At 37.3% G+C, this 3,966-nt stretch carries 2 protein-coding genes; one reads left to right on the forward strand and one right to left on the reverse strand.

Translation table 11 applies throughout. The features are described 5' to 3' along the window. Window positions 1-130 precede the first annotated feature (130 nt). A complete protein-coding gene (locus JX312_RS10180) occupies window positions 131-3,067 on the forward strand; it encodes a TrlF family AAA-like ATPase (protein ID WP_204457917.1) in 2,937 nt (978 codons plus the stop codon). 583 nt (window positions 3,068-3,650) lie between these two features. On the opposite strand, the gene JX312_RS10185 is transcribed toward JX312_RS10180, so the two are convergent. Continuing rightward, window positions 3,651-3,899 carry a helix-turn-helix domain-containing protein gene (locus tag JX312_RS10185; protein WP_204457918.1) on the reverse strand — a complete coding sequence of 83 codons (249 nt, stop codon included), beginning with the start codon at window positions 3,897-3,899 and terminating at the stop codon, window positions 3,651-3,653. Between the last annotated feature and the right edge of the window lie 67 nt (window positions 3,900-3,966).

The following is a 3,966-nucleotide window of genomic DNA, read 5'->3' on the forward strand; positions in this document are numbered from 1 at the left end:
GTGAAAATAATACCAATCGGGTGCCTGAGAGATTAATTATTTAGGATTCAGTCAATATTGACCTATTCTTAATAATGATATAGATAAGTTAGAACGAGCGAAGAATCAAACAAAAAAGCAACTTAAAACTATGAATAATCCTATAGGATCACTATGGAATAAATGGGATCTACATCTTCATACTGATGCTTCTGACGGTAAGGGTTCCTGTCAGGATATATTGGATGAAGCTATAGCAAAAAATATAAAGTGTATCGCTATAACAGATCATCATACAGTTGATAATGTAGATATGATGAAAACGCTGGCGAAAGACGCCGGCGTAACAGTAATTTCCGGGGTTGAATTTAGGACTGAATATGGGAGGGCATCTGTCCATATGATAGGTCTTTTCCCTGATGAGTTCAATGGAATAACTCTTACATCAGAATTTTTAAAGGAAAACGTTCTTAATCAATTGGGTATATCTCGCTCAAGAATAATACAAATTGGTCGAGAATCCCTCAAACAAGATGGATTGCCAGAGGCATCTTACTTTAAGGATGGGATGTTTCGCGTACAGGTGAACTTTAAGGACGCAGCCAATCTAATCCATAAATATGGAGGAATCGTAACAGTTCATGCAGGTTCAAAGTCAAACAGTATTGATGAAGAAATGAAGCATGAAGGTAAATCTAAAAAAAATGTTTCGATTGAAGATTCATTAGGCCCAGTAAAAGAAGAGCTTTTTAGGGATGGTTATATTGATATTTGTGATTTAACGAAACCTAAGGAAGCTGGATTTTATCAAAAAACATTTAGGAAACCATCTATAACAACTTCCGATGCTCATGAAGTAAGCGAGGTCGGAACTAATGCATGCTGGATAAAAGCAGATTTGACATTTGAAGGATTGAGACAAATTCTTGCTGAACCGGAACGAATATCATTTGAAGAACCTGAAATTTTAGCAAGAATAAAAAGAAATCCAGATAAATTTATTCGGTCTTTAGAGATTCGACGTATTTCGGGTGCCACTATGCCTGAAAAGTGGTTCGATAGTATTAGAATTCAATTAAATCCAGGCTTAGTCGCAATTATTGGTAATAAGGGGAGCGGCAAGAGTGCCCTTACTGATATTATTGCGTTATGTGCTGACTCTACAAATCAGAACTGGGCATTTTTGACACCTGCAAAGTTCAGAATGCCAAAACCATACAATCGTTCTAAGCAAACCGAAGCGTATATCCAATGGGTTGATAACTCTTCATCAACTATCAAAACATTAGATATGTCAACGGAGGCGACCAAGCCTGAGCGAGTTAAATATATTCCACAAAACTTCTTGGAAACTCTTTGTACAACTGAGGACGATCAAAAGTTCGAGAGCGAATTAAAGAAGATAATATTTCAGTACTTAGCCCCAGCTCAAAGATATGGTTATAATGATTTGGATGAAATTATTAATTACCTGACAAAAGAAAATGCTGATGCATGCAGTGATATTCAATCCCGAATTAGAGAAATCAATCGAGAGATTATAGCAATGGAAGCCATGCGGACTCCTGCTTACCGAGATACACTTGCAAATGAGTTAGCTTACAAGCAAAGCCAATTAAGCNATGTCCAATCTGCAAAACCAAAGGAAGTTGCAAAACCATCAGTTGATGAAGATCCGGAGGCCAAAAAGATTCAGGAGGAAATTGACAAGTTGAATGAATCTTGTAAAATGATGGAAATTTCTTTACAGGCTTTGGAAAGTGAGAAAGAAGAAAAGGTTAAAACAATTCAGGACTTAAAGGCTAGTAAAGAACGTATTGATAGACTAACATTACAAATAGAGGCAGTCAAGCAAGAATTGAGATTGCTGTATGAAAAAAACAATCTCAATATTGATTCAGTATTGAATGTGACCTATACACCGGATTTAATATCTTCCAAGCTTAAAGAGTTGTCCGAGAGAGTTGATGAAATAGACAATCATTTGAATGAAGATAAATCAGGAAGCTTACGAAAGCAATACCTTCTTGAATCTGAGAAATTGAATCTTGCAAAGCAAAAACTTAGTGCTCCAGAACTTGAGTATCAGAAATATCTAAAGGAAAAGCTGGAGTGGGAGAAATTGTTAGAAGATATTACCGGTACTCCTGAAAAGGAAGGTTCAATAAAGTATCTTCAAAGTCGTATTGATTATATCGAACATAATCTAAATAAAGAACTATCTCAGAAAATCGAGAAAAGAGAGGATTTGGTAAAAGACTTGATGCAAAAGAAACATCAGGTCCTTGAGACCTATGAAAATCTTTTTGCTCCTGTTGTAAAGTTTATTGAGGACTATCATGAGGAATTAAAAGATTATCCTATTGAATTTGACTCAACTTTCTCTCTTAGGAATTTTGGAGATAGATTTTTTGATTTCGTAAGTCAGCAGGCTTCAGGATCTTACTACGGCAAGGAACAGGGGCAAGCTCGGATAAAATCAAATATTGACAGTGTGGATATGTCTGATATTCTATCTATTGTTGCCTTTGCCAACCTAATCAACAGCGATCTACTCTATGACAAACGTGATGACAATAATGATTTTCGTTCAGTAGAGAACCAATTAAAGAAAGGTCATACACAGCAAGAGCTATACGATTTTATTTATTGTATGGACTATGTCCATCCATTCTTCCAGCTTAAAATGAATGGAAAGCCCTTGTCCTCTTTGTCTCCTGGAGAAAGAGGTGCTTTGCTACTGCTTTTATATCTATTTATTGACATGGATGACAAACCTCTGATTATAGACCAACCAGAAGAGAACCTTGATAATGAAAGTGTATATCGGTATCTTGTACACTTCATCAAGGCTGCCAAGCGTAAGAGGCAAATCATCATGGTGACACATAATCCAAACCTTGCTGTAGTTTGCGATGCCGATCAGATTATTCAGATGAAAATTGATAAACTTCACGGGAATGAGGTTAGTTTTGTTTCAGGCGCTATAGAAAACCCTATTATGAATAAAATCATTGTAGATATTCTTGAGGGCACATATCCTGCATTTCATAATAGAGATTGCAAATACTTCGATAAAACCATATGATAATTGGTGATAGCAACTAAGGAGAATTAGGGATGTTTAAGCCCCGATAACCCTCATTGTGATTATCGGGGTTACGTGCTGTAAGATTGTCATCTATATGGCGAGTGATAGTTGTTTTTGATGTATTCTTCTATATCACGATCAGCATATATTATTTTCCTTCAGAGAGAATAATATCCGTAAATTCCTTTGATACGGTATTTGGATAAAGTGGAGCGGCTATCCATAATCTTCGGGTTAATAGGCTTTGTAAATATGTATTAGAGCATCGGGAATATACGCAAATGGCATTTGTGTCAGATAAACTGAGTGGAGCGGGATAATGTGTACCCCTCGTAAACGTGGAAATAGGCACCCGTTGAAATGCTTGAAAACGTGGGAGTANATGGTTTTGAAATGCTTGAAAATGTGGTTTGACCGTTTTTGTTAATCAATTTAACAAAGCAAAACTCATCAAAAACACAAAATGAAAATCTGATTTTGTCGGTTTTTCTGCGTAAAAAGTCCGACAAAACAGTGATGACATGGCTAACGCCCCCGGTAATTCTCAATGGATTATCGGGGGCGTTGCCGTTGGATTACCTTATCGGTAAGGTGGGTGGTAGTTCTCTTTGAGGTAGTCCTCAATTTCGGTGTCGGCATACAGGATTTTGCCTTCAAGGGAATAATAACCGAATATCCCTTTAAGGCGATAGTTGGCGAGTGTTGACTTACTCACACCAAGCCGTCGGGCAAGTTCGGAGTCCGAGAGAAAGCGGTTGCCGTCAAACATAGGGCGAGAGCGTTCTGCCAACTCTTTAGAACAGCTCTTGATTTCAGAAAGTACAACCATCCGCGATAGCGTATTGACGAACTCCGAAAGATAGTTGTATCTTTGTCAACAAAAAGAATCATGGGTT

The organism is Barnesiella sp. CU968 (assembly GCF_905219685.1).
GTDB classification, from domain to species: domain Bacteria; phylum Bacteroidota; class Bacteroidia; order Bacteroidales; family Muribaculaceae; genus Lepagella; species Lepagella muris_A.

Excerpts from the sequence above, each read along its gene's own strand:
- JX312_RS10185 (WP_204457918.1), bottom strand. The coding sequence starts at position 3,899 with ATGGTTGTACTTTCTGAAATCAAGAGCTGTTCTAAAGAGTTGGCAGAA.